This is a genomic window from Afipia sp. MLSD5-FHT05B12 (genome assembly GCF_058793355.1).
In genome coordinates, this window is record NZ_JBXAFS010000016.1 from 1 (window position 1) to 25,731 (window position 25,731).

The window sequence follows — 25,731 nt, forward strand, 5'->3', positions numbered from 1 at the left end:
CTGCAGCGGCTCGATCGCACTCCAGGCCTCGTGGGCGAGCGCAGCGGCGAGAGTCGGCGGCATATCGCGGGTCTCGTCGACGACGGCGCGCCATTGCACGAGGCGCGCGTCCTCGTCCCAGTCGAGGTCGTAGACGAGCGGATCGCGTTCGCCGGCCGACGCGGCCGGGGGCCGCCGTTCGCCGGCGAGGGTTCTGCCGGCCTGGGCAATGGCCGCATCGACCGAGGCGAACAATTCGGCAAACTCGCCGTCCTTGGCGAGCAGCGGCTCGAACGCTGGCTCCGTCCCGTCGCCGTCGTCGTCGGGCTCCGGGTATTCGACCTGGGGATGCTTTGAGTCCGACTCCCCTGCCCTGCCGCGCAGCGCCTCGAGACCGGTGGGCGACAGAGCCCAACCGGGCGCGGCGTCGGCGATGCGCCGGCGCGCGCGCAACACCGTATGGGCGCGCGTGAGTTCGTGGGTGGGCGCGCGGATGTCCATGCCGGCATCGTGCAGCACAAGGTCTTCGATATGGACGAGCTCACCCTCGAGCCAGAGTGCGGCGACCGCGTCGACGAAGTGGGTTCTCGCGATCCAGCCGTCGCGGATCGGGCTCGTTCGCAACCGCTCGTCGAGACGCGCCAGTGCGTCTTCGGCGCGGGCGAGCGGTCGAGCGAGCTCGGGCCATGGCAGCGGATCGGGAAGGCGGGCGCTCAAGATGGGCATCGGGCGGCCGGTTTGGAGAGGCGAGGATCGCTCATGACGGTCTTTCCGAAGGTTCCGAGGACCAGGGTCGAAATGTCAGGTGGATCAAAGCGCTGTTGGAGGCTCGCTGAAATCGCAAGCGGAAAAGCGTGCGCCGATTTTCCGCTAAGTGTTGCAAATTGAAATCGGTAACGGAAAGCGACAAGCGGCCCGGCGATCTGGCTCCAGGGCAGCGGATCGGGGATTTGATAGCCAGTTGGCAAGGCTTTGATAACCCTAACAGGAATCGATTAAACGGAAGCTATCACGCCTTTCACTTCCGTCATAGCGATGCCTTTTCGCGCACCCCTCTCACTATCGATAACTCGCCCTTATCGATAGTGTTGACTGCCAGGACGCAAATCAGCGATGTCGCTCGGCCGAGATGGCTGGATTGGCTCGAAACCACGCGGTTTTTCGACGTTTCTCACCCCAAATCGCCGGATTCCTTGTCTCAATTGAGCGGACGCCTCGCCTCAGATTGCTGGACTCCCGTCTTGCCGGGCCTCTGGGTCGCGCCGCGGGCCCGCCTAAAGGCCCCGCACGTCGGTTCGACGACTTCTTTGCGCGCCAGCCGCTGAAATAGGCCCATTTCCCCTCAGAAGCCCACAGGCGGCCATTCTGGCCTCCGCCGGTGCTGGGCCCTCCGACGCGCCCGATCGGCCTCCATGACTCTCTCAAGCGGTCGATAAAACACGCCTGCAAAGGACCGTTTCCTAATGCCTGCCGATACTGTACAAACCGGCCAAAAGAACTCCGGAAAACACCCTATGGCCGCCCCTCATGCCTCCCCTCCCCGGCCGATCCGCGGTTTGATTGGCTACGCCCGGGTTTCGACCGAGGATCAGGCGACGGACGCGCAGGTCGACGAACTGCGCGTCGCCGGGTGCCGGACCGTGCACCAGGAGCACGGGTCCGGCGCCTCCCGGGCCCGGCCGGTGCTGGCCCGCCTGATGCGCGAGATCGGCGCCGGGGATGTCCTGGTCGTGGTCCGCCTTGACCGCCTGGCACGCTCGGTCAGCCACCTGCTCTCGGTGATCGAGGACCTTGAGACGCGCGGGGCGCATTTCCGGTCGCTGCGCGACCCGATCGACACCTCGACGCCGCAGGGCATGTTCTCGCTGCAGGTGCTGGGCGCCGTCGCCCAGCTCGAGCGCGCCTTGATCGCGGAGCGGACCAAAGCCGGAATGAAGGCCGCGATGGCGCGGGGCAAGCTGCCGGGCAATCCAGGCCTGCGGGAGCACCGGCCGGAGGCGATCCGCGCGGCTTCGGCGGCGCGGCAACAGGTCTATATCGGCGACCTGATTGCTTCGGCGTCGACCTGGCTGCCGACGGTGCAGCGGATGCGACCCCAGCACAGCTGGGACGACGTGGTGCGGGTGCTGAACCATCAGGGGCAGAGCTGGACCATCGAGAAGCTCCGCCGCGCCGTGCATCGGCTGGTGCGCGAAAAGATCGCCGCGCCGGAATTGATCAAGCGTTCGCCGCGCCGACCCCCGGAGGACCGGTTGATGACCCTGGTCGCCGGCATCGCGATCGCCGATCCCAACCTCAGCCTGCGCGAGATCGCGGCTCAACTGGAGCGGATGCGCGAACGAACCCCGCGCGGTGGCGGACAGTGGGCGGCCTCGTCCGTGAAGGCCTTGCTGGACCAGGCGCGGCGTCTTGGACTGGCGGTGCATGATCCAGCGCCTGGGTCATTAGCCGGCCGAGCAACCGCTGCCGAGCCGCTGTAGATTGACCCCGGACCTGGCTCCAATCGTCGCTTGCCAGGATCGCCTCGGCCATGGCGCGGTATTCGGCCGCGTCGCGCAACTTCCTCCTTCTTGTTGGTGCCACGGCAACCCGGATCGGTGCTCGACGCGTTGCCGCCTCGCGTGGCGAAACGCCGGTCCATGCGAGCAACCGCTCCATGCTGACCGCCGGCGGCCCGAAATCGCGCCGGGCGTCGGCGAGATCGAGCAGTTGAGCGACCGCGATCAGCGTCGCCATGCGCCACCCCAGCGGGATTGTCGCCAGCGGCTCGTTGCGATCGACCAGGGCTTCCACCGATGGCAGCGGCCGATCCGTGAGGACGCTGGCAATGAAAGGCGTCAGGCTTCCGCCGCGGCCGTGGGGCCCGGTCCAAAGTAGGCGCGCGACGCGCATCAGGTCGTCGGCGACCGATGATGTGTTGTCGATAGCGTCTCCGAGGCCGGCCGACAGAGCGCTCAGGGCCTCCCGGAAGCGGGAATTGGCAATTGCGGCCGACGCGCGCAGGCTGCGGACCACGCGAGCGCAACGGACACAGACCACGCGCGCATCCTGATCACAGGTCCCAAATCGCCACCCTGTGTTGCTCAGGCAGTGCGGGCACATCTCTGCCAAGACGCGGTCGTGCCGGCTGCATGTCAACGTCTCGACGTGCGCCCAGGCCCGGCGGATATGATGGTCGCCGCCGGCATCCACGTCTTCATCGAGACAAGCCACGCAAACTGGCGTCCGAAAGGCTCCTGCCCGGGTCCCCTCCCCCCACACGTAGCAACCTTGAGGTCTCGATCTCCCGGACAGCATAAGTGCGCGGAGAACTCCGTCGTCCAACCGGCACGCCCTTGCCCACGCCCTGATCTGCCCTGCGTCCGGCGCGAAGTCGCGTTCCGCGAACCGTGTCACGCGGCCGCTATCGGGTTTTGCGCCGAGCAGGGCGGCCAGTCCGTCGCTGCAGAGCCCGTATCGGCAAGCGACACGGCCCTGCCACGACGAGAGCAATTCGCCCCCGATCGGTCTGGGCGCAATCGGCAGCACGCGCTGATCTTGGATCATGCCACGCCTCGCCGCTGCAGCCGAGTCTCAACCGCGCGCGTCATCGCGACCAGCGGGAGCACCAGCTCATCGGTGTCAAAGCTGTCCGGATTGATGCATTCCGTCCCGGAGCGGATCGCCTCGACCGCAACCGTCTCCATCAGGCGGAAGATTCGGACCGTGACCCCGCCGGTCAATTCGAGCACGCGCTTGCGAATGGCCGTGGTTTCCAGCGCCGACGGGCGCCGAAGCGGCAGGATCGTCGCCAGGCTCGCCAGCAGCTGCGTCAGATGCTGATCATTGCCCCAGCGCCGAAGCTGCAAGGCTTCGAAGCGCTCGGCCAATTGGGGGTCGGTGAGAAGCGCCTGGCGGGCGAGATCCGTCCCGGCGCAGACCAGCGGCACCCTGAGGTCATTGGCCAGAAACCGGATCACGTTGAGAAAGATCCGCTGCTGCCGGAAGCTGCCGGCGAGCATGGCGTGAATCTCGTCGATGATCAGCATGCGGACCCCCATGGTGCGCAATAGCCCGCGGCAGATTTCCTTTTGCCGATGCGCCGCGCCGTCAATCGGCCCCGGAGCGCCCAGCGCGGCCAGCAATTCGCTGTAAACGTCACGTTCGACCGGTTCAGCCGGCATCTGCATGGCGACCACTGGCATGCTCGTGACCCCGGTGCCCGTGTCGAACCGCGCCGGATGATCGCGCAGGAATTTGCGGATGATCTTGGTCTTGCCCATGCCGGTGTCGCCGTAAAGCAGCAGGCAGGGCATGCGATCGCGTGGCGGATAGGCCAGGAGATCATCGAGCCGCGCGAGCGCCATCCGGGCTTGATCGAGATCCAACCACCGATCCGCCCTGATCCAGGCGATCCGCTCCGCGTCAGCGAGAGCAGCATAACCGCGATAGGCCGGCAGCAGATGGGCATAGTCGGTCATGACCACTCCTCGACCGCCAGCAGGGTCAGATGCCCCGGCTCAGCTTCAGGGCGGCAGGCGATCGCGGTCGATCCGATGTCCCGCTCCGCGGCAACAAGTGATCGATGGCGCCGTTCGACCTGGCGGCGCGCCGATTTGGTGGCCGATGCGGCAGCCTCAAGAAGATTACGCTGCGCCTCGATCGTGTCGAAGATCAACTGTTCGTCGGTGAGCCGCACGCCCCGCTGTTTGAGCGCGGCCAAGGCAAACCGGTGTTCGCCGAGCGTGATCCGCGGGCGCCGCAGATCGGCATACCGGACCGGCCAATGCACCCCATCCGGCCCCTCGACGAAGACGCAGGACAAGTCGCGCGGATCGAATTTGATTCGCAGCCGGTGATCGAGACGTCCCGCCCACGGGCTCAGCACGTCATCCCAGTAGCGCAATCCGAACAGGTGCAGCCCGTCACGGCGGATGCAGCGTTCCTCGAACGGCAGGAAGTCGTACAGGAACTGCTGTTCGTCATGCGGCCACCGGAGCGGGTCCCGCCGGCGGTCAACCGCATCCTGCCATGCAGCACCCGGAGGCAGATGCAACCCGCGATGGACCTCAATGTGATATCGGCCGACGATCTGAAGAGTGAGCCAACGTTCGAGTTCGTCGAGCGTCATCACAGCGTGACGTTCGGGATCGTAGTCGCCGCGCTCTGCGATAGAGCTGAAGGTCGTACCCGGCAGCATATGGACCGCGCCCATCATGGTGCCGATCATCCGCTCGATATGACCGCCATAGTGCGGCGTCGCCACCGGCCGATGGATCAGCGAAATGCCGTGCTCGGCTGCCCCGCGCGCCAAGGCCCGGCCGCGGAATTCTCGCGCGTTGTCGACATGGACGACGTCCGGCAGGCCCGACACGGGCCAATCGGTCCCGATGCCGCGTGCTGCGAGCCAAGCGGGCTTCGGCATCACGGCATGATGCATCGCCAGGGCGACCGACGCGGATGATGGCGCTTCCAGGCTGAGATAGAACCCGGCCACCATCCGGCTCGCCACGTCGATCGCCAGCGTCAGCCACGGGCGCTGGATCGGCCGGCGATGCACGGCATCGACCACGAATAAATCGACGAGGGTGTGATCGATCTGGATGATGTGGAGCGCGTGATCGGCTCGGTATTCCTGCACGACAGGTTTGAGGCAGTCGCGCGCTGCCTTGCCGCCTTCCCGCCCGCTGACAAGTCGGTGACGATCGATCTGGTCGACCCGCGCACGAACAGCTTTCCAGGACGGGATCGCCAGCCCGCGCGCCCGGCACAGATGCCGGACATGGTCATGGAGCACGCTGACGGATACCTTCTGGCGGGTCAGATATTTGTCACGGATCGCCTCCTCGATGACAGCTTCCAGTTCATCGGAAAGGCGTCGAGACCTCTTTTTGGGGCCAGGCGTCGCCGATGCCAGTGAACTCGTCACCGGCGCGATCCGGTACCGCTCAACCAGCGCGTAGAGCCGGCTTCGACGCAGCCCCAGAATGCGACAGGCTGTCGCGACATCAACCGGCGACAATCGAGTCACGCGCGCCAGCGGCCTGATGATCGCCTCGCGCGCGACCGCGTCCCGCCACTTGGCGTCGTCGATATCGAGCTTGTCGCGATTGCGCCGCACGTCGCCGTCCTTGCACTCGCCCGAATCCAGCGAATTAGGGTAAGATTCCAGCGAACTCGGCTGAATCCGCCGAATCAGGGTGAGCCGAAAGTGTTAAAAATCAATCAAATGCAATCCAGTGGAAAAAGCCGTGCGACAGCGATTCTCAGCCTCCGGAAGCCTCCTGACGCCCTCAGCCAGGCTCAGATCGACGAGAGACCGCATCCCGTGCCAGCGCCCTCCCTTCTTCCGCAAGAGACTGTTCCCTTCCCTTCCGGTCGATTTCGGCGCCCGCGCTCCGCCTGTGGGTGCGATAGGGGTCAGGAATCGTCGAACAGGCTGTCCCGAAACGCCTTGTCGGCCGGCCGTCCCCTGGCGGCATCGCCGCGCGCCCGAAGTTTTCGGGCGAAGTCGCGCGCAATATCGACAAACGACATCCCAACCTGGTCGAGCTCGGCATCGAGATGTTCGAACCCGGGCTCCATCTCGCTGGCTTCGATCGCCGCGACCTCCTCCGCGCTCAGATCCTCGGCGCGAAGGGCGCGGCGATGGCTGGCGGCCATCTGGTTCTGGTCGGGTGGTCCGCCGGCTTCGGGCATGGGGGGAGCCCTTTGCTTGTCGGTTTCGGCCATGACGCGCCTCTCGTTTCGGTCGCTGACAATAGCAACGCTCCGGGAGCAGTTGAACCGCGCCATTTCTGCACGCAGCTACGTTGAAAATCGCCCGGACACCGCTTATAGTCACGTTAGTCATTATAGTCATAGGAGGCAACCGTGACCACGTCCCAAAAGTCCCCGGGCGCCTCGGGCCATTGGACCGTGGCCGGCGCCAAGGCACGGCTGTCCGAGGTGATCGAGCGCGCCCAGACCGATCCCCAGATCATCACCCGCCACGGCAAGCCGAGCGTCGTCATTGTCTCGGCCGAGGAGTGGGCGCGCAAGACGGTCCGCAAAGGTTCGCTCGCCGAATTCCTGATGGCGTCGCCGTTGCGCGACGCCGAGCTCGACCTCGATCGGGTCCGCGATCAGCCGCGCGACCTCGATCTATGAACGTCCTGCTCGACACCAACGTGCTGTCGGAGGTTCGCCGGCCGGCGCCCGACCCGAAGGTGCTCGCCTGGCTCGATACGATCGACGAGGACCGCGCCTTCATCAGCGTGGCGTCGATCGCCGAGCTCCGGCGCGGCATCGCGCTGATGGACGACGGCCGGCGTCGCGAGGCGCTGACCGCCTGGCTCGCCGAAGATCTGCCAGCGCGCTTCGCGGGGCGGATCGTGCCGATCGATCCCGCGATCGCCGAACGCTGGGGCGATCTGATGGCGCAAGCCCGCCAGAGCGGCTTTGCGCTCTCCGTGATGGATGGGTTCTTCGCGGCCACAGCGCTTGACCGTGAGCTCGTGCTCGCGACCCGCAACACCAAGGATTTTGCGCCCCTCGGCGTGCCGTTGTTCAACCCCTGGACCGATGAAGGAACGCCGGGATGACCGCCCCTGCCCGCCTCCCCGATGCCGCGTCGCTCGAAGCCGTTTTGGCCGGGCTAGACCCCGCCTCGGCCGACGCGGCGCTGCTCCCTGCCCTCGCCGCTTCCTTCCCGGGCTTTGAATTTGGCTTCGCGCAGATCGACGACGATTACTGGCGCGACACCCGATCGGTGATTCGTCCCGACGGCACACGGCTTGGCGAATTGCGCCCGTGGATGATGGCCGAACTGGCCAAGGAAAACGGTGATGCGTCCGCGGTTTGGAAGCGCCTGAAGGAGACCGATCTCCAGATCACCGAATGGCGCGGCACGAGCGCCTTCGTCTCCGCGCCGACCGGGCCGGGCGCTGCCGACTACGTTCAGATCGCGCTCGGCCGCGAGATCGAATGGCGCGCCGGCCGGATCGTCAACCCGGACTATCGACCCTGGGGCGAAGAGGAACTGCTCGATCCGAGTTGGCCTCGCACCGATCAGCTTCCCGACTCGGATCGCCTCGCCGGTCCGGTCTATCGCCTCCTCGGCCGCGCCGGCGGGGCGGTGGTCCACGTCCGCAGTTTTCTCGACCGCTGCGACCGCATCGAGCGCGGCAAGCGGGAGGCCAAACGGCCCGAGTTGGAGCGGCGCGTCATCCGCGAGGTCGGGCCGGGCGGAACGCGCGAGACGCCCTTCATGGAGGCGGTCCCGGACTATTTCGGCTTTGTGCCGAGAGAGCTGCGGTTCTTTCAGGACTGGGAGGACTCGAGCGCGAGGCCGCATCGTGTCTTTGCCCACTGGGCACTCGATATCCGGGATTACACCCACAAGGGTGAGCGTGAGGTCGGCTTCATTCCCCGGCCGTTGCGGCCGCCGAAAGAACGTCTTCTCATGACGCCAGATGCCTCGGTCCATCTGCTGATGGAGCGGATCGAGGCGGTGGACCGCGAGATCGGCTTGCCCTTCGGCTGGTTCTTCCTGATGACCCACGGCCACTGGGTCGATCCCGATGTCGGCCTGGCGATCGCGCAAGGCCTGAAGGCGCAGCGCGTGCGGCTTCCCGACCCCGACGCCGGCGTGCTGCTGCGCTGGGCGGATCGCACTTACGGTTTCTGACGGAGCACCGCCGATGGACGACATCACCTCCCGCGCCTTGGTCTCCGATCTCGAAACTCGGCGCGCGCTGCAACTCGACACGCTCTCGGCGATCCTGCCGATGGAGCGGCGCGACCGGCTCGCCGAGCTCCTGACCGACGATGACGTCGCGACGCTCAAGCATCTCGCCCAGGAAGGCATGGGCGAGAACACCCTGCGGGCCCTGGCGTCGGACCTTGCCTACCTTGAAGCCTGGGCCCTGGCCGCGACCGGCGCCGCGTTGCCATGGCCGGCCTCGGAAAGCCTGGCTCTGAAGTTTGTGGCGCACCACCTCTGGGACCCGGCCAGGCGCGAGACTGATCCGCAGCACGGCATGCCGGCCGACGCGGCGGCCGCGCTACGCGAAAGCGAGATGCTGCGCAGCACCGGCCCGCATGCGCCTTCGACGGTGAAACGGCGGCTTGCAAGCTGGGGGACTTTGCATCGGTGGAAAGGGCAGGAGGGTCCATTCGCCTCGCCGAGCCTGCGCTCGGCGCTCCGGCTGGCCGTGCGAGCCAGCACGCGACCGCGTCGGCGCAAAAGCAAGCGCGCCGTGACCCGGGATGTTCTGGATCGCCTGCTCGCCACCTGCTCGTCGGATCGGCTGGCCGACACCCGCGACCTAGCCATCCTGCTGCTCGCCTTCGCCTCCGGCGGGCGTCGGCGCAGCGAGGTGGCGCGGTTGCGGGTCGAGCAGCTCAGCGACGAGGCACCGGTCCCGCTCGATCCACAGGACCCAAAATCCGAGACGTTGCCGTGCGTGGCGATCCAGCTCGGCCGCACCAAGACCGGCAACGCCGACGACGAGGCGGGCAGGGTGCTGCTGGTCGGCCCGCCGGTCGAGGCGCTGCGCGAATGGCTGGAGCGGGCGGACATCAGCCAGGGGCCGATCTTCCGCGCGATCGATCGCTGGGAGGCGATCGAGGAGAGGGCGCTGACGCCGCAGTCGATCAACCTGATCCTCAAGCGGCGGTGCGCAATGTCGGGGCTCGATGCGAGGGAGTTTTCCGCGCACGGCCTGAGATCCGGGTATCTGACGGAAGCCGCGCAACGCGGTGTTTCTTTGCCGGAGGCTATGCAGCAATCCCAGCATCGATCCGTGCAACAGGCGGCCAGTTATTACAATGACGCTGAGCGAAGACAGGGGCGAGCCGTGCGCCTTGGCATCTAGCAACTGTCGCTCAGTTGTCAGCGTACAACTCCTCGATACGCCCTGCGGGCCTCGTTTGGTGCGTCCAGACTTGCGCGTTGATAATATGTTACCCCGGAAGGGCGAAGTGATTCGGGCTGCCGTTAAGTTGTCAGCGTACAACTGCATGCTTTTCTGGCCGCTTCGTTGCGAGGCCCTGTCAGTATTCCCCTCCACGAGACGCAGCCATTAACTTCTCGTTAACTCAATAATCCTTGCGGCTTCGAAAGAATCGGGCATTACTCGCGATCAGCGCTTTTTGGGGCCAACTGCTCAAAAATCCGCAGATGCAGAGATCAAGAATGCCGACGTCGACCAAGACCCTAGACGAGAATTTGAGTGATCTCCGGTCGCTCATCAATGCGGACGCGGCGGAGCTTTCAGCGCGGCTGCGCGCCCAGCAGCTTCGCGACTTCCCGCCAGCGGCGGAGAAGACCATCCGCCGATTCTCGCCGGCGGAGGCCGCGCGCTTTATCGGCATCGCTGAGGGCTATCTTCGGCAACTCGTCTCCGAAGGGAAGGGGCCCCCTGCACCGCCGAACAGCCGTCGCAGTTATTCAATCGAAGACATCGACGCGCTGCGAAGCGACCTCGACAGCACCGGGAAAGGTGCCCGCCGATATGTTCCACACCGGCGGGACGCGGAGGCTCTGCAGGTCATCTCAGTAATGAACTTCAAAGGCGGCAGCGGCAAAACCACGACGGCCGCGCATCTAGCCCAATATCTCGCGTTCCGAGGCTACCGCGTCCTTGCGATCGACCTCGATCCGCAAGCGAGCCTCTCGACATTGTTCGGGCACCAACCCGAACTCGATGTCGGCGAGAATGAAACGATCTACGGCGCTATCCGCTATGACGCCGAGCGCCGCGAAATGGCAGAAATCGTGCGTGGCACCTACATCCCGAACCTACACATCGTTCCAGGCCAGCTCGAACTCATGGAATTCGAGCATGAGACGCCAAAGGCGTTGATGACGCGCCAGAGCAACGACTCGTTGTTTTTCGCCAGAATTGGCGAAGCTCTGGCCCAGGTCAGCGACGCCTATGACGTCGTGGTGATCGATTGCCCACCGCAACTCGGCTTCCTCACACTCTCCGCGCTCTGTGCTGCGACCGCAGTCCTGATCACCGTGCATCCGCAGATGCTCGACGTGATGTCGATGTCCCAGTTCCTCAACATGACGGGGAGCCTCCTCGACGTCGTCGCCGAGGCCGGCGGCGCAACCCAATACGATTGGATGCGCTATCTGGTCACCCGCTACGAGCCTAGCGATGGGCCGCAGACCACGATGGTCGGTCTGATGCGATCTATCTTCGGCTCACGCGTGCTGACCCACCCAATGGTTAAGAGCACCGCGATCGCCGATGCCGGACTCACCAAGCAGACCCTCTACGAGGTCGAGCGACACCAGTTCACCCGCGGTACATATGACCGTGCCATCGAAGCGCTCGATCTGGTGAACGGCGAGATCGAAGGCCTGATCAAACAGGTCTGGGCCAGGAGTTGACGATGGCGCGCAAGATCAATTTCGATCCACCCACGGCGGACGCCCTGCCGCCCCGAGAAGAACTGCACGAAGCCGCGCCACAGCGCTCACGCCCGCTTCTCGGACTTGAGCGCTCGATCAAGCAATCCAGTGCCCTCGGCGCGATATCGCAATCGCTTGGCGGTATCTCGGAGAAAGTCAAGCGCGCGGAGGAAATCGAGCAGAAGCTTATCGAAGGGCAGGTGATCGTCGACCTCGATCCAGCGCTGATTGATAACTCGTTCGTGCCCGACCGCATGGACGCAACGGAGGAGCAGAACGCAGCCTTCAGAGAGCTCATCCGCCAGCATGGGCAAAACGTACCGATCCTGGTTCGTCCGAAGCCCGGCGACACCGAGGGCTACGAGGTCGCTTTCGGTCATCGCCGCCTGCGCGCGGCTCGCGAACTCGGCATAAAGGTGCGGGCGGTGGTTCGCTCCCTCACCGACGAGCAACTCGTCATCGCACAGGGCCAAGAGAACAGCGGGCGCACCGATCTGACTTTCATCGAGCGTGCGCGCTTTGCGGCGCGGCTCGAGGACCGGAAATTTTCCCGGGAAATCATCATGGCCTCGCTCAACGTCGACAAGGCCGCGCTCTCGCGACTCATCGCGATCGCGACCCGAGTCCCGGCCGCGGTCATCGACGCCATCGGGCCTGCACCAGCCTTCGGCCGTGTGCGCTGGCAGGAACTAACCGATCTCTTGGAGCGAGAGGGCAACCGTGCTCGCGCACTTGAGATGGTCAAGGCCCCAACTTTCGGCGCATGGGACACCGACAAGCGCTTCGAGGCGCTTGCGGATGGTCTGCGCGAAAAGTCGTCACGCGCGCGCGCTGAGACGTGGTCCGCGAAGGACGGAACGCACGCCGCCAAGGTCTCCCGCGCGGGCAAGAAGCTCACCCTGACATTTGACGATCGCGTCGCGCCGAGGTTCGGCGATTTCGTCAGAGACAGGTTGCAAACCCTCTACGAGGAATTCAAAGCCGGCGATCCGCCGGCATGAACCGAACTTGCCTGGTCGGAATGAGCCGGCCGGATCAAGACCACCGCAACTAAGTCGGAGAACCGTAGGCAAAAGAAAAAGGCCCCCGTCACGTCGCCGTTCCGGAAGCCCCTTCTTTGTGTTGGCACTCAAAGAATCACACTTCCGCGAATCACTGTCAAGCGTTTTGGCGCCGTTTCGGCGAGCGGATTTTCTTTGCCCAACTGAGGCGAAGACATGCAGTCACACTCTCCAACGACGCCCTTCGGGCGGCGATCGCTGACGCTTGCCCATGTGGCAAGCCAAATGGGAGCTACGGCGCGGCCCCCTGAAAAGGTCGTGCACAAATGGCATATCTTCCACGCCATCTGTACGGCGCGGCCGCGCCTCGGGGTGTCCGAGCGCTCGCTTTCGGTGTTGAACGCGCTACTGACCTTCCATCCGGAGACGGCACTGACAGGGGAGGACGACCTGATCGTCTTTCCGTCCAACGACAAGCTGACGTTGCGCGCGCACGGCATGCCTGCTTCGACATTGCGCCGCCACCTCGCCGTCCTGGTCGACGCCGGGTTGATCATTCGGCGCGATAGTCCAAACGGCAAACGCTACGCGCGGAAAGGCCGCGCCGGCGAAATCGAGCTTGCCTTTGGCTTCGATCTGTCACCGCTCGTCGTGCGTTCAGAAGAGTTCGAGCACCTAGCGGCCGACATCGAAGCAGAGTCGCGCGCGCTCAGGCTTGTGCGCGAGCGCATCACGCTTTGCCGGCGCGACATCGCCAAGATGATTGCCACCGGCATCGAGGAAGGTGTTCCGACGCGTAGGGGAGGGCAGGGGCCGTCCGATTGGCAAGAGGTCCACGCCACCTTCAGGGCGATGCTAGCCCAGATTCCGAGGACCGCCACGCGTCAGCAGCTCGAGCCGATCGCTGACGAGTTGTCTCAACTCGCCGACGACGTGCTCAATCTTCTGGAAGCACACATCAAATCCAAGAATCCGAGCGCCAATGAGTCCCAGTCTGAGCGCCACATACAGAATTCAAACCCAAACCCCTTAATTGATCTTGAACCGGTCTTCCAAGGAGGCCGGGCGGCGAGGGCTGAGCCAAGCTCTCAACCGTCGCCGGTTGCGGAGGGATCGTATCCGTTGGGAATGGTGCTGGACGGGTGCCCCAGCATTGTCGATTACGCCAAGGGCGGCATTTCGAATTGGCGGGATTTCATGGCGACCGCCGCGGTCGTTCGATCGATGTTGGGAATCAGCCCCAGCGCCTGGGAGGAGGCGCAAACCGTCATGGGCGAGGTGCAGGCGGCGATCGTCGTCGCGTGCATCCTGCAGCGCGGTACAGCGATCAATTCGGCCGGCGGTTACCTGCGCGGGTTGACGCGAAAGGCGCAGGCCGGCGAATTTTCCCTTGGTCCGATCCTGATGGCGCAGATCAATTCGCGCCTGCGCGAAAAGAAGCGGGCCTGATGCGCGGAGTCCGGGTCCGCGCGCTTTGTGGGCCTCGCCACGGGCGACCAGAGCTGATCGCCGCAGTAGGAGGAGGGCCTAGTCTAGCTGGCGGGCGTCCAAGCACCGGAGAACACGTCGGTGAACTTGGACTATGGAAGGTGTCTCGATCGATTACCGACGCAGGATAGATGCAGCTGGATTAGGGAAATCCGGGTGGAACTTTGTCGGGTCGGGCTTGTGTCTAATGACACAAGGTGGTATATTTGTGTCAATTGGCATGGGAGTGGATTTATGAGCCAAATGTTGATTGCGCAGACAGCTGATCCCGCGACAAGCGAAGTGACCCAGGCGGAAGCCGCGGCAATGCTCCGGGCGGTGGTAAATCTCCTCCGGCTTTGGAAAGTAAACGATAGTCAGGCGCGGGTGCTTCTTGGGCAACCAAGTCCATCGACCTTCTATCGATGGAAACGGGGCGAGATCGGTGCGGTGCCACCTGACACCGTGTGGCGCCTCGGAGACCTGATGGGTATCCATAAAGCCTTGCGCCATCTTTTTACAGAACCGGAGCGCGGCTACGCCTGGGTTTCGAGACCTAATACGGCTTTCGGCGGCAAGTCGGCGCTTGATCGGATGTTGGCGGGAGCGCCAAGCGATCTGACGGCGGTCCGCAACTATCTTGACGCCGAGCGCGGTGGCTGGTGACGTCCATTCCGCCGCTTGCCGATGTCGATTGGTCTGTCAGCCATCGTATCATCCGCACGATCTATCCTCCTGTGTGGCTATTCGAAGACATCGCTGATCCCGCCGATTGGGATCTGATTGCGAGCGCCGAGGCGAAGACAAACCCGCGGGTGCGCGATCAAATCGGCGATCTCAGCCTAGTTCCCGTCGAACGGCGCGTCTCCGGTCCCACCTCTAGCCTGGCGATGGCGGCGTTCACCCATGTTTCCCGCGACCGTCCGGGACGCTTTTCCGACGGCAGTTATGGGGTCTGGTATTGTGGTGATCGGTTCGAGGTCGCTTTGGCTGAAACCGCACATCATTTCGAGCGGTTCATGGCACGCACGAACGAACCGCCGGCCGACGCGCAGTATCGCGAACTCAGAGCGCATATCGCCGGATCATTGCATGATTTGCGAAACGGCGGATTCGATGATTGTTTGCAGTCCGATGACTGGAAGCCAGCCCAGCGGCTTGCATTTTCATTGAAGGATTCCGGCAGCGAAGGAATTGTCTATCCAAGTGTGCGCTGGCCGACCGGGCAGGCAGTCGGGTTGTTCTGGCCGAATCTTATCCGCCTTCCTGTCGTTCAGGCGCGAACGCTTCAGTACCATTGGGATGGCACCCGGATGACACGGTATTTCATCATTGGTGAGGCCGACTGGTACGCGCGCCCGACACCTTGAAATGCAGCCGCATGGCTTGACAAAGGATCCTCCGGCGAGTTTTCAATCGGTCGATGATCGTCGCTTTGATGCGCAAGCAGAGCCAAAAAATGCGATCGCGTCATAATGACGGTCCCTAAAAAGCTGTGGCTGATCTGATTTGGGTGACCGGACAGCGGAGCTAAAATGTCGTCACGATCGTTCGCTATTGTGATGGCTTCTGTAGCTGTCCACAAACGGATTGGCCGGTGGCCTCGTCCAATAACGCGGCATCCGTAGCCCGGAGGAGGCAATCATGGCCAATGATAGATCTGGCGCGCTAGATTTTGTGCCGTTCTTCGAACCAGAAGCTTCCGACAATCTCTATCCGGATCGTTTCGTCGCAGGCTTTAAAGGTTCGGACGGTACGCGCTGGGGTGTTGTGCCGCTTGAATGCAGCATCGTCGAACGGGCAGTCTTGCTGAGTATAACGTTCAAACCACACCTAGATTCCAACGGAATGGTGCAGCCGTGGCCGAAAGAAAATGACGACGAGATGTTTGGTGAGATGATGAAGCTTGGTCTGCTTGAAAAGGCCGGTCTCGATGACCTGATCGCGGAAACCCTGGAGGCCGACCAAAATGAGCCGGATCACGGCGCGGACGGCGTTTTACCCGAATACGTCGTGCTGCGCGATCGGCTGCAGAGGGCCCTGTCTCTTGTCGAACGAGAGATCGCGAAGCGTGCGGCCCGAAGTCCAAAGGGTGGGTAGCCAAATAAATTGTTATTCACCGGTGCCAAGCCAAGTTTGGGATTGATCTTGTAGGGCCCATTCTTTCGAATCAACTTCTTCTTCTCCATACTACAACGGCGCCCGCTCTTCTGGCTTCCATCCCTGGCACCAAGAAGGCGCGCGCACTCCGCTTAGCGTCGCGAACCCATCTGCTGAACATGTTGGTTTGAACCAACAGTCTCAGATAACAGCTTCGCCTTTCGCTCTGTCGCTTTTCTTTTTCCCCCCGGCGCGAATTTGCTGTCAGATCGTCGTCCGTTTTTGCCATCGGCCGACCCTGACTCTTCTGGCAGGGGATTTTGCCCGCGGTCTTTGACATGGTCCGGTTGATCGCCGCGGCGCGGCGCGGTGTTGGTTCAAACCAACACCGCGTGTGGCAGATCCAGCGAACACGCTTAACAGTCCGCTGCATGATCGCAAAATCGCGGTCGCGGCCCGGATGACCATTGATGAAGCAGGCCCATATCCCATTGTCAGGGGCTGACCTATGAACACCCTCGTCATCAACAACCAGAAAGGCGGTGTCGGCAAGACGACCCTCGCCGTTCATCTGGCCTGGTTCATGGCGGAGTCGGGCCGGCGGGTTTTGATGATCGATGCCGACGCGCAAGGCAATGCGACCGACACGCTCAAACGTCACATGGGAGAGACTTCGGCGGCCGATTTGTTCCAGCCGGCGGCGCGGATCGTCGCCAGCGGCGACAGTGGCATCACGTTGGCGCCAGCAGACAGCTCCTTGACCGACGTTGATCGCGGCAGTGCCGCTGCCGTGATGACCCTTCAGCAGAATCTTGTTGCTGCTGCCGAACTGTTCGACACCTGCGTCATCGACACGCCGCCGTCGCTTGGACTTCGCAGCGTGGCATGTCTGGTTGCGGCCTCGCACGTGTTGGCCCCCATCTACCTTGAGGACTATTCCGTGAAGGGAGTCAAAGGCCTGCTGCAGACCGTGATCGGGGTGCAACGGCGTTACGGCCGCGAGGGCATGACCTTCCTCGGCTTGTTGCCATCAAACTTCAACACCAAATCGCCGCGCCAACGAACCCATCTGGAGCAGTTGCTGCGCGAAGCCGGCAAGTATGTCTTCCCGGGACAGATTGTGGCTCGCGACGGCTATGCCGAAGCTGTGGCGGAACGAGTCCCGGTGTGGAGTCTCAAACGCCGTTCGGCTCAGGAGGCCGGCCGGGAAATCCGCGCTGTTCTCGCCAAGATCGAAGAACGGCTCCACGAGGAGATGACTGGTGACGCTCGACCTTAGTTTCAAAGACCTTGCCGACGTCGCTGAAAAGGGAAGCGGCGGCGCCGGGTGCCCGCTTCGCATCCCGATCGACCGCATTGACGAAGACCCAGATCAGCCGCGCCGTGTCTTCAGCGAGCAGGAACTCGATGAACTTTCGGCGACGATCCGCGAACATGGCGTGCTGCAACCTATCCTGGTTCGAAGGTCCAACCAGGAGGGCCGACACGTTATCGTCATGGGCGCGCGCCGGTATCGCGCTGCGCTGCGTGCCGGGTTACAGGAAATCCCGGTATTTTTGCAGGAGGGCGGCGAGCCGGATCGATACGCTCAGATGATCGAAAACGTCCAGCGCGACGATTTGCGCGCCCCCGAGATAGCCGCGTTCGTCGCGAGCCGTCTGGACGCCGGCGACACGCAGGCCGAAATTTCGCGAAAACTCGGCAAGCCAAGAGACTGGGTGTCGCGGTTCGCCTCGGTTCAAAGCATGCCAGAATTTCTTCGGGCGAGGCTCGAGAGCTCGTCGATCCGTGCGCTCTATGAGCTCTACCAGGCTTGGCGCACCCATCCAGAAGCGGTCGAGCGCTTTTGCGCGACGCAGGACAGTTTTACCGATGCGCAGGCCCGCCAGTTGGCCCGAGACTTACGCGCCGAGTTTGATGACTTCAATGCTCAGAGCCAGTCGGCTGCTGAATCTTCGTCACCGGAACGACGCGACTTGGCGCCGAGAGCCTCGCTGTGGCGGACGTCGAGCAAGGACAGAGACGCAGATGCGGAAACCGGTGACTCTCCGGCGAGGCTACGTGTCGCTGCACAATCGCGGTCGGCAGCATCCCTGACCATCAAAGTGCGGCATGAGCATCGGACCGGCCAACTCGTTTTGGATCGCATTCCCTTGCAGGGCACCCGCCATGCCGTGGTGTTAGTCGATGGTGCGGAGGAGACGGAAGAAGTAGCCGTCTCGGCGCTCAGGATCGAGGAGATCCTTTCGCCATGAGGTTCTTCTTCTATTGCTGTTGGAGCAACGAAGTCTCGCGGCGGGTACCGGTGGAGCGACGTTTCCACCCGAAGGGTGGCGCGTCAGCGCAGCAGCCGAAGGCCGAACGCGCTTCCCATAGCGCCGTAGTGAGGCCGCAGGCTGCTGAAAGGTCGCGGTCCACAACCTGGGAGCCGGTTGTTCAGCCAGCTTGCCGCTGTGCTGGTGCTTCTTTGGCGGCAGCTCTCCCCCTGCAAGCCACTGGCACTGGCCAGTTCTCACTGACAGCTATTGAGCATTCGTCATTTTGCCGGCTGGGTATGGACGGCTTCAAACTCGGGGAATGTTGGTTCAAACCAACACGGAGGGGGTGGTCTCAGCGTTTTCTAGTGCAGGATAGGCTTCGCGCCAGCGATGTATTACATCGCGATTGGGATTGGAGCGGATGGCGCTGATATCGCTTCGAATTCCCGACGATGTCGCGGCGAGCTTCTCGGCTCTAGCGGCGACCGAAGGCGGCAAGTCGGCGCTGTTGCGACGTCTGATCGCAGATGCGCTGAACGCGCCATCGGCCCGCATCGCGTCGTTGCCCGTCGGCCGGCCGCAGAAGGTGACGTTGCGATTTCGCGAGAGCGAGATGCGGCAGCTCGCGGGGGTCTCACAACAGCGCGGCATGACCCGAACCGGCTGGATTGTGGCACTGGTGCGCTCGCGATTGGGATCGCCGGTGCAGCATTCCCCGGACGAGCATGCCGCCCTCCGCGCCATTGTTCGGGAACTCAACAGGATCGGCGGCAACATCAACCAGATCGCGCGCGCGGCGAATACCAGCGCGTTGCAGGGCAGGGCGGTCGAACCTGATCTGTCCGTGATCCACGATGCGAAGACCGTGATTGAATCGGCGCTCGCGCAATTGCGTGGTGCCCTCGATGGCAACGCGGATTATTGGGAGACGCGACGGTGAGCGGGCGCCGTCGACCACAACAGCCCAACCTGCTCGCGGAACTGCCGCCGATCTCGTATGTTTGGGAAACACCCAATCGGCGGCCAAGGCGGCCGGAGTGGGACATTCCCGATCCGTCCGTTCCCCGGCGTCTCACACCGGCGATGCGTGCGAAGCTCGAACGCATCGTGAACCGAGTGCCGGAGGTGATGGTCAAGATCACGGGCCGCACCAAGAGCGTGGCGCATCTCAAATCGCACCTCGCCTATATTACCCGGAACGGCGAACTTGACGCCGAAACAGAGCAGGGCGCGGCGATGACGGGCCGGTCCGGATTGAAGGATCTGCAGCAACGATGGGAGGATGATGCTGCTCTCGACAACAAGCGCCGCCGCGACGGATCGCTTTCGATCAACATCATCCTGTCTATGCCGGCGGGAACTGACGCGGTTGCGGTCAAGGATTCGGCGCGGGCGTTTGCGATCGAAACCTTCGGGTGCAATCACGACTACGTCTTCGTCCAGCACCTCGACGACAAACACCCCCACGTCCATCTGACCGTTCAGTCTTTGGGCCATGACGGCCGGCGTCTAAACCCACGTAAGGCAGACCTTCAGGCCTGGCGCGAACGGTTTGCCGGAGAGCTTCGGCTTCGTGGGATCGCGGCGGAGGCAACACCGCGACGAACCCGGGGACGAATTCGAAAAGCCGACCGCGGGGCGGTGCTGGCCTTGCGCAAGCGAAAGATTGCGCCCGTGGTCGATCGGCTGGCGCGGGAGGAGGTTCTCCGCGAGGTCAGGGGTGGCAAGACGACCGACCGACCTTGGGATGCCCGTATCCGGTCACGTCAGGACGCGATCCGGCAGCGATATCTCGACTACGCGGCTGAGCTGCAGCGCTCTGGGACGGCGCGCGATGACGCGCTCGCGCGGCAGATTCGTCAGTTCGTCAAGGACATGCCCGCGGTCGAAACCCGCCGGCATGCGTTGAAGAAGGAGCTTTCGGAGCTTGCCGCCAGCCGGCGTCGCGGCGCGGAGCAGGGCGTCGATGCCGACCAGCGCGGTGATGCGCGAGGCAACGAACGCAGCAAGTAGCCAACCGCGGGTCTGGGCCTGAAATCGGTTAGCCACTATTTGGGCTATACCGGATGGCCCTGGAATATGCCGCAACCTTCGATACACCTGGAATATATCCCAGTTGCTGCTCCAGGGCGACCAAGGCCTGGCGGGCTACCTCCAATGTCGTCGTGGCCTTGCTCAAGGCGTCCCACGCTTCGTTCGATCGCGCGACCGCCGCCACGCCAGTTTGAACCAGATTGTCTTTGACCGATGGTGCACAGTCTTCGAGAATTGCGCGTTCAAGACCGGGGAGCATCCGCGTCAGCGCTCGCTGCGCTGAAGCTTCCGCTTGTTCCTGGCTCTCAACAGTGGCGAGGGCCTTGCGATAATGCCGCAGCGCCTCGATGGTTTTCTTTTCAAGATCGGCTTGGTCGCTCAATGGCTTTCTCTCCCGATAGAATGTTGAGCCACTAGATGCCACTTTGAAACAAACGAAGCTTTAACGCCGAGCAGGCAGCGGCGATGCGTTGAAGACATCAATTCTTGAACCGGAAGACCTCTCCCGAGACGATCCCTTTGGGACGGTACTAAGGACGACTGTCAGATCACATGATATCTGCTTTTTAGATAATCTGTAAATCCGATTATTTGTCTGCCCCCTTGTCTCTGGGGCAGAAAATGCCACGAACACTCCGATCTCCTCGGCAAAAGGCCTTGATCGCGCTGCTTATTGAGCAGCGGAAGAAATCGGGTTTGACGCAAGCTCAGCTCGCAAAACGATTGCGGCGCTATCAATCTTTTGTGGCTACGGTCGAAAGTGGCCAGCGGCGCATTGATGTCATCGAATTTTTGGACCTTGCAGAGGCCATTGGATTTGATCCGATCGATGCAATCAAAAAGCTTCGCGCGTCGGTTCGTTCTCAGTAATTGCAAGGCTCACTTCGTTACCAGGTAGCAGAAAGAGCGCATCGGCGGATGCAAACCGTTTGAATCGTGAGCGCACCTGCAAACTACGGATCGCTCTTGATCCGATGCAGCGCGCTTTCACCCCTTGGATGAGCTATGATGAGCAGGGCGGGGCGTAGGTTGGTCGTCTTTCATCATGGGCCAAGGCCCCGTCAGCGGGCGTTATCGCAGCAGGCCGACTGGTCGTCCTCGGCTATTGAGTGACCTTGCACCTTTCAAACTTGTCCCCGCCGGTCGATTGCAGGCCTCACAGTGTATCACCGTATTCAGAAGAAACGGCCTCAAAGCCCGCTGGAAGGATACTGATAACTACCGCGTCGGTGCCGTCTTGCGACAGGCTAGACACGCCGGTCAGCGTACAATAACGACACCTCAGGATTTCGGTCCATTGGTCGGAATGCCAGTTCCGCACGAAGCCCGCCATCCCCAAGCCCTACACAACGCTATCAACAGAACAAAAAGGTGCAATAGGTTTCTATATACCTATATCTATATTTATATAGGGTCCGCGACCTGCAGCGGCGGATTCTGCCGTTTTGGCAATGGGATGGGCAAAGTGGGGATTGGTAGATTGTCGGGGAAACGGGAAAAGCTTTCGCCCCAGTCCCTTGCCGCAGCCCGCAACCCATGGGACCGTTCCGCAGATTGCACAACGCAGGCAGGGTGATGGCGGACGTAAAACCGTCTCCGCGAAGGGGCCGAAAACCCCCTCAAGGCGACAAGAGGCAATTCCTGACGACCATGGATCCGGACGTCATTCGAGCGATCAAGCAAAGAGCGCTCGACTTGGACCGGACCGCCTCGGACGTGATGGAACAGGCCGCCAAGGAATGGCTGGAGCGTCATCGCGCAGGCAAGAAGTAAGGGGCGGGTGGGGGAAGATGCTTCAGACAGTCAAGGACGCGTGCAAGTTCGATTCAAAAGCGATCGACTACGCCCTGAGCGACCAGATCGAGAATCTCGATGATCTGATCGGTCACGATTCCAAGGACGCCGAGGCGTTCTTCGCCAAGACCTTCGTTACTGGCGGCATGAAGACCCTGCTGCGACAGGGCCTGCAGCGGCTGGCTGGCACCTCCGGACAGGCCGTCTTCGAGCTCAAACAGGCGATGGGCGGGGGCAAGACCCACTCGATGCTGGCCTTGGGCTATCTCGCCGCGAACCCGAAGCTGTTCGGCCAGGTCGCTGCCGACATTACCCAAGGAATCAAAGCCGAGCCGGCCCAGGTCGTCGCCATCTCGGGACGCTCGATCTCGCGGGACAAGCACCTGTGGGGTGACATCGCCACCCAGTTGGGCAAGGCCGACCAGTTTCTCGAGTTCTACAAGGGCGCCCCGGTGGCGCCGAACGAGAAGGATTGGATATCGCTGATCGGCGACGCGCCGACCCTGATCCTGCTCGACGAGCTGCCGCCGTACTTCCGGAACGCCATCACGCAGAACGTCGGCGGCGGCACCTTGGCCGACGTCACGACCTACGCGGTCTCGAACCTGTTGTCCGCGGCGCTCAAGCTGCCTCGGCTGTGCATCGTGATTTCGAACCTGTCGGGGGCCTACGAAAACACCACCAAGGAAATCACCGCGATGGTGGCGAAGGCCACCCGGGATCTCCAGAACGAGACCGGCCGCCAGGCCAAGGGCATCACGCCGGTCGAACTTGGATCGGATGAAATCTACAGCATCCTGCGGACCCGGCTGCTGACAGCCGCGCCGAATTCCAAGGTGGTCGATTCAGTTGCGACTGCGTTCTCCGACGCGATCTCCGACGCCGTCAAATCGAAGACCGTCGCCAAGTCGGCGACCCAGATCGCCGATGAGATCGCGGCGAGCTATCCCTTCCACCCTTCGTTCAAGCACATCCTTGCGCTGTTCAAGGAAAACGAACGCTTCCGCCAGACCCGCGGTCTGATGACCATGGCAGCCCTGATGGTGAAGTCCGCCCTCAACCGGCCGGCGAACGACGTCTTCCTGGTCGGTTGCCAGCACATCGATTTGTCGCAGCCCGACGTCCGCGACGTGATCATCAACGTCTACGATCTCTCCGGGGCGATCGCGCACGACATCGCGGGGACAGGCACCGAGAGGGCGCACGCCCAGACCATCGACGACCAGACCGACGGCGACGCTGCGAGCCAGGTTGCCCGGCTCCTGCTGCTGTCGTCGTTGTCGGAGGCGAGCGATGCCGTCAAAGGATTGAGCAAATCGCAGGTCGTCGAGAATCTGGTGGCGCCGCTGCGCTCGCCCTTGGAGTTCGACGAGGCGTTTGAGAAGCTGCGTATCGAATGCTGGTATCTGCACCGCAAGGAAAACGATGCGTGGTATTTCTCGAAGAACGAGAACCTCAAGAAGAAGATCGAGAAATACGCCGCTACTGCCGCACAGCCCAAGATCGACGCCGAGATGGAGCGCCGGCTGGCGCTGGTGTTCGAACCGAAGCGCAAGAACGCGTATTCGCAGGCTCTGGCTCTGCCGAAGATCGAGGACATCAAGACCAACGGCGACCGTCTTCTGCTGGTCCTCAGTCCGGACAAACGGGTACCCCCGGAAGAGGCGGAGCGGCTGTTCAACGCCATCGTGGAGAAGAACAACTTCTGCGTCGTCACCGGGGACGGGACCGATCTCGCCAAGCTGGAAGACAAGGTCCGCCGCATCTGGGCCACCGCCAAGGTGCTGCAGGAGGATGGTGGTGAGCGCTCCCCGAACCTGGCTGAGCTCGAAGAAGAGACCGAAACGGCCGAGTTCGAGTTCAACTCGACGCTGATCAACCTGTTCAACCGCGTCTACTATCCGGCGCGGCTGCCGAAGGGCGGGGAAGGCTTGGCCTACGCAGCGCTGAAGCTGGTCGAACGCCGCAGCAAGGAAGGCGGCCCGACCACCATCGACGGCGAGATGGCGGTCGAGGAGGCCCTTAGCGCCACCGGCGCCTCGAAGCTTATCGTCGATCTGGCCGATGAAGGCGTCACGTCCAGCCTGCGGGCCCGCGCCGAAGACCTTCTGTGGGGAACGACCGAACGGAAGACGCGCTGGAAGGACGTCGAGGAGCGGGCGATCTGCAACGTCCGTTGGCCATGGCTGCCGCCGCGCGGTCTTGAGGACGTTAAGCGCGCTGCACTCGGCACCGGGCAATGGCGTGACAGCGGCGACGGGTACATCGAGAAGGGCCCGTTCCCGGCGGCAAAGACGTCGGTCAAGTACGTGGTTCGCGGCTACGACGAGCAGACCGGCACCTCGACGATCGAATTGACGCCGACCGACGCCGGACCGAACGGGCGCATCCATTGGGCCCCGACGAGCGATGTTTCGGCTAAATCCCCAGTGGTTCCGGATCTCATCAGCGAGCGCGACGAAACGGTCCTCTGGTTCCTGGCTGTCGATCCGGACGGCAAGCACGAGACCGGAGAGCCGGTGAAGTGGTCCAACACGCTGACCCTCACGTTCGAGCCGAAGGAAGTAATGGGCAAGCGCACCGTGGCACTGACCGTGAAGCCGCGCGGCACCATCCGCTGGAATACCGACGGCACCAATGCGCGCGAGGGCAAGCCATACACCGGCCCGATCTCAATCGACGGGGACGACGAGGTGAAGGTGTACGCCTATGCCGAGGATGCCGGCGTCGAGACGTCAAAGATCTTCACCGTCAGGCGGGTGGCGGCAGGCGCGATCCAGCTGGATCCGGATAAGCCCGTCGTCGTCAGAAAGCGCCAGAAGATCGCCTCGACGGCGGACGTATTTTCGACGCTCAAGGCGCTCAAGGTTGCCCATGCGAAACTGAAGGGCAGCCTAGCCGTCACGGTGGGGCAGGGCGACGTCAACGCCACGACCCGTTTCGGGCCGCAGACCATTCTCGCGCCCGACGCACTGGAAGCGTTTCTCGGCGCCGGCCGCAGCGCGCTGGGCAACGACACGGCGGAGGCCGAGATCGGCTTTGCGGAGGTGCACTTCGAGACGGGCCGAGAGATGGAAGAGTTTGTGGCGACCGTCGGATGGGCCGTCGGTCCGGATGAGGTTGAACAATCGTGAGTGAGCGTAAGACGACAGGTTTTGGCGTCCCGAACGATATCGACCCACATCATTTCGTGGTCGACATCCCAGCGGCACGCGCCAACCCGGTCGTCATCACCGAACAGTTCGGCCTGGCCGGCGGCTCCAGCGGTGTGCCGGATTCGATCGAGCGCTGTCGGATCGGACAGGATGCCTGGAACGGCGTCCGCAAAGAACTTGAGCGCGTGCTGAACGACCGTCTCAAGGAGAAAAAGCTTACGACCAGCCGGTGGAAAAGCGGCAAGAATCAGGTGGAGCGGCTTCTCGGCCGTGAACTCTGTGTCTTGCTGTGGGCGATCGAGTCCGCGCCAAAGGAGACGATTCCCAATGCGATCCGTAACTGGAGCGGGCTGAAACCCGAAGAGCGCTGGTGGCTGTTCGCCATGGCGGCGTCGATGACGGGCACCTCGCAGGACGTTGACGTGGGCTGGCGGAAGGCACTGCGGGTCGCGCTGACCGAGAATCCGACAGGTGAAGAGGTCGTAGCCATTCGGGCCAAGCGACCGAAAAGCACGGAGGAACGCCCCCTCCTCCCTTTGTTCGAGCGCATGAAGTGAAGA

General features: G+C 62.9%; 24 protein-coding genes and 1 pseudogene. 19 read left to right on the top strand and 6 right to left on the bottom strand.

Features of this window, described 5'->3' with window-relative positions:
- A partial coding sequence (locus tag AC1Q6J_RS17885) for an RHE_PE00001 family protein (protein WP_492280559.1) occupies window positions 1–705 on the bottom strand: 705 nt, incomplete at its 3' end.
- Between the two features lie 788 nt (window positions 706–1,493).
- On the opposite strand from AC1Q6J_RS17885, the gene AC1Q6J_RS17890 reads away from it, so the two are divergent.
- Window positions 1,494–2,459, top strand: a complete 966-nt coding sequence (locus tag AC1Q6J_RS17890; protein WP_492280560.1) for a recombinase family protein — start codon at window positions 1,494–1,496, stop codon at window positions 2,457–2,459.
- 640 nt (window positions 2,460–3,099) lie between these two features.
- Here AC1Q6J_RS17890 and AC1Q6J_RS17895 read toward each other — a convergent pair.
- From AC1Q6J_RS17895 to AC1Q6J_RS17910, 4 genes and pseudogenes are all read right to left on the bottom strand, one after another.
- Window positions 3,100–3,525 (bottom strand): annotated as a pseudogene (locus AC1Q6J_RS17895) (TniQ family protein); the annotation flags it as partial.
- Window positions 3,522–4,439, bottom strand: a complete 918-nt coding sequence (locus AC1Q6J_RS17900) for a TniB family NTP-binding protein (protein ID WP_492280561.1) — start codon at window positions 4,437–4,439, stop codon at window positions 3,522–3,524. The pseudogene AC1Q6J_RS17895 and the gene AC1Q6J_RS17900, both read right to left, overlap by 4 nt.
- The gene (locus AC1Q6J_RS17905; RefSeq protein ID WP_492280562.1) at window positions 4,436–6,079 is read right to left on the bottom strand and encodes a transposase; all 1,644 of its coding nucleotides are present in this window, start codon (window positions 6,077–6,079) and stop codon (window positions 4,436–4,438) included. Before AC1Q6J_RS17905 ends, AC1Q6J_RS17900 begins: the two co-directional genes overlap by 4 nt.
- A gap of 299 nt (window positions 6,080–6,378) precedes the next feature.
- Window positions 6,379–6,690, bottom strand: a complete 312-nt coding sequence (locus AC1Q6J_RS17910) for a prevent-host-death protein (RefSeq protein ID WP_441519490.1) — start codon at window positions 6,688–6,690, stop codon at window positions 6,379–6,381.
- Between the two features lie 141 nt (window positions 6,691–6,831).
- On the opposite strand from AC1Q6J_RS17910, the gene AC1Q6J_RS17915 reads away from it, so the two are divergent.
- The 14 genes from AC1Q6J_RS17915 (at window position 6,832) to AC1Q6J_RS17980 (ending at window position 20,201) form a co-directional block, all read left to right on the top strand.
- A complete protein-coding gene (locus tag AC1Q6J_RS17915) occupies window positions 6,832–7,107 on the top strand; it encodes a type II toxin-antitoxin system Phd/YefM family antitoxin (protein WP_441519489.1) in 276 nt (91 codons plus the stop codon).
- Window positions 7,104–7,541, top strand: coding sequence for a type II toxin-antitoxin system VapC family toxin (locus AC1Q6J_RS17920; protein ID WP_441519488.1), 438 nt, complete (start codon window positions 7,104–7,106; stop codon window positions 7,539–7,541). The genes AC1Q6J_RS17915 and AC1Q6J_RS17920 overlap by 4 nt, the downstream gene beginning before the upstream one ends.
- Window positions 7,538–8,626 carry a hypothetical protein gene (locus AC1Q6J_RS17925; protein ID WP_441519487.1) on the top strand — a complete coding sequence of 363 codons (1,089 nt, stop codon included), beginning with the start codon at window positions 7,538–7,540 and terminating at the stop codon, window positions 8,624–8,626. Before AC1Q6J_RS17920 ends, AC1Q6J_RS17925 begins: the two co-directional genes overlap by 4 nt.
- Window positions 8,627–8,639: 13 nt before the next feature.
- Complete coding sequence (locus tag AC1Q6J_RS17930) at window positions 8,640–9,815, top strand: site-specific integrase (protein ID WP_492280563.1); 1,176 nt, start codon at window positions 8,640–8,642, stop codon at window positions 9,813–9,815.
- A gap of 320 nt (window positions 9,816–10,135) precedes the next feature.
- On the top strand, window positions 10,136–11,341 hold the full coding sequence (gene repA / locus AC1Q6J_RS17935; RefSeq protein ID WP_441519583.1) for a plasmid partitioning protein RepA: 1,206 nt from the start codon (window positions 10,136–10,138) through the stop codon (window positions 11,339–11,341).
- 2 nt (window positions 11,342–11,343) lie between these two features.
- Window positions 11,344–12,363: a plasmid partitioning protein RepB gene (gene repB / locus AC1Q6J_RS17940; protein ID WP_441519578.1), complete on the top strand. Its 1,020-nt coding sequence runs from the start codon at window positions 11,344–11,346 to the stop codon at window positions 12,361–12,363.
- A gap of 216 nt (window positions 12,364–12,579) precedes the next feature.
- Complete coding sequence (gene repC / locus AC1Q6J_RS17945) at window positions 12,580–13,812, top strand: plasmid replication protein RepC (protein ID WP_441519577.1); 1,233 nt, start codon at window positions 12,580–12,582, stop codon at window positions 13,810–13,812.
- Window positions 13,813–14,085: 273 nt separating this feature from the next.
- Window positions 14,086–14,496, top strand: coding sequence for an antitoxin Xre/MbcA/ParS toxin-binding domain-containing protein (locus tag AC1Q6J_RS17950; protein WP_371422619.1), 411 nt, complete (start codon window positions 14,086–14,088; stop codon window positions 14,494–14,496).
- A gap of 149 nt (window positions 14,497–14,645) precedes the next feature.
- On the top strand, window positions 14,646–15,200 hold the full coding sequence (locus AC1Q6J_RS17955) for an RES family NAD+ phosphorylase (RefSeq protein WP_492280564.1): 555 nt from the start codon (window positions 14,646–14,648) through the stop codon (window positions 15,198–15,200).
- Window positions 15,201–15,474: 274 nt separating this feature from the next.
- Entirely contained in the window at window positions 15,475–15,930 is a 456-nt protein-coding gene (locus AC1Q6J_RS17960) for a hypothetical protein (RefSeq protein WP_492280565.1), read from the top strand.
- Between the two features lie 508 nt (window positions 15,931–16,438).
- The gene (locus tag AC1Q6J_RS17965) at window positions 16,439–17,209 is read left to right on the top strand and encodes a ParA family protein (protein WP_441519575.1); all 771 of its coding nucleotides are present in this window, start codon (window positions 16,439–16,441) and stop codon (window positions 17,207–17,209) included.
- Window positions 17,193–18,185 (top strand): ParB/RepB/Spo0J family partition protein, encoded by a 993-nt coding sequence (locus tag AC1Q6J_RS17970; RefSeq protein ID WP_492280566.1) that lies wholly within the window; start codon window positions 17,193–17,195, stop codon window positions 18,183–18,185. Before AC1Q6J_RS17965 ends, AC1Q6J_RS17970 begins: the two co-directional genes overlap by 17 nt.
- A 424-nt stretch (window positions 18,186–18,609) precedes the next feature.
- Entirely contained in the window at window positions 18,610–19,128 is a 519-nt protein-coding gene (locus AC1Q6J_RS17975; RefSeq protein WP_492280567.1) for a plasmid mobilization protein, read from the top strand.
- 218 nt (window positions 19,129–19,346) lie between these two features.
- Window positions 19,347–20,201, top strand: coding sequence for a relaxase/mobilization nuclease domain-containing protein (locus AC1Q6J_RS17980; RefSeq protein WP_492280568.1), 855 nt, complete (start codon window positions 19,347–19,349; stop codon window positions 20,199–20,201).
- Window positions 20,202–20,229: 28 nt separating this feature from the next.
- On the opposite strand, the gene AC1Q6J_RS17985 is transcribed toward AC1Q6J_RS17980, so the two are convergent.
- Complete coding sequence (locus AC1Q6J_RS17985) at window positions 20,230–20,604, bottom strand: hypothetical protein (RefSeq protein ID WP_492280569.1); 375 nt, start codon at window positions 20,602–20,604, stop codon at window positions 20,230–20,232.
- A 239-nt stretch (window positions 20,605–20,843) separates the two neighbouring features.
- Between AC1Q6J_RS17985 and AC1Q6J_RS17990 the strand changes: the two genes are divergently transcribed.
- The 4 genes from AC1Q6J_RS17990 (at window position 20,844) to AC1Q6J_RS18005 (ending at window position 25,728) form a co-directional block, all read left to right on the top strand.
- Complete coding sequence (locus tag AC1Q6J_RS17990) at window positions 20,844–21,092, top strand: helix-turn-helix domain-containing protein (RefSeq protein WP_035651211.1); 249 nt, start codon at window positions 20,844–20,846, stop codon at window positions 21,090–21,092.
- Window positions 21,093–21,872: 780 nt separating this feature from the next.
- Entirely contained in the window at window positions 21,873–21,995 is a 123-nt protein-coding gene (locus AC1Q6J_RS17995; RefSeq protein WP_492280570.1) for a hypothetical protein, read from the top strand.
- Window positions 21,996–22,012: 17 nt separating this feature from the next.
- On the top strand, window positions 22,013–25,150 hold the full coding sequence (locus AC1Q6J_RS18000) for an anti-phage-associated DUF499 domain-containing protein (RefSeq protein WP_492280571.1): 3,138 nt from the start codon (window positions 22,013–22,015) through the stop codon (window positions 25,148–25,150).
- Window positions 25,147–25,728 (top strand): anti-phage-associated DUF3780 domain-containing protein, encoded by a 582-nt coding sequence (locus tag AC1Q6J_RS18005; RefSeq protein ID WP_492280572.1) that lies wholly within the window; start codon window positions 25,147–25,149, stop codon window positions 25,726–25,728. Before AC1Q6J_RS18000 ends, AC1Q6J_RS18005 begins: the two co-directional genes overlap by 4 nt.
- Window positions 25,729–25,731: the final 3 nt, after the last annotated feature.